The sequence below is a fragment of the Streptomyces katrae genome (assembly GCF_000966975.1).
Lineage (GTDB): Bacteria > Actinomycetota > Actinomycetes > Streptomycetales > Streptomycetaceae > Streptomyces > Streptomyces katrae.
Window position 1 is genome coordinate 1 of sequence record NZ_JZWV01001640.1, and the last position, 602, is coordinate 602.

Here is a 602-nt window from a genome sequence, read left to right on the forward strand (position 1 = left end):
AACTCGACGAAGGCGTTGGGGCCGGCCATCACGGCCGCCCCGCCGACCAGGGCGAGTTCGCATTCGCCCTGGCGCAGGGCCTGGGTGGCCAGGTGCAGGGCGACCAGGGAGGAGGAGCAGGCCGTGTCCACGGTGAGCGCGGGCCCTTCGAGTCCCAGGGCGTAGGCGATGCGGCCGGACATGACGCTGCTGGAGGTGCCGGTGAGGAGGTGCCCCTCGACGCCGTCGGGCAGGGCGCCCGGGGTGGCGCCGTAGCCCTGGTAGCCGGAGCCGATGAACACGCCGGTGCGGCTGCCGCGCAGGGAGGAGGGGGCGAGGCGGGCCCGTTCGAGGGTTTCCCAGGCGGTCTCCAGCAGGAGCCGCTGCTGCGGGTCCATGGCCAGGGCCTCGCGCGGGGAGATCCCGAAGAACCGGGCGTCGAAGCGGCCCGCGTCGTGGAGGAACCCGCCCTCGCTGACGTAGGTGGTGCCGGGGTGCTCGGGGTCCGGGTGGTGGAGGGAGCCGAGGTCCCAGCCCCGGTCGGCGGGGAAGGGGGTGACGGCGTCGACTCCGTCGGCGAGCAGCTGCCACAGCCGTTCGGGGGTGTCGGCGCCGCCGGGGAA

1 protein-coding gene is annotated in these 602 nt (G+C 74.9%); it reads right to left on the minus strand.

Annotated features, from left to right (window positions below):
• Positions 1 to 602 (minus strand): beta-ketoacyl synthase N-terminal-like domain-containing protein (locus VR44_RS39790; RefSeq protein ID WP_045952575.1); only part of this gene is annotated, 602 nt, incomplete at both ends.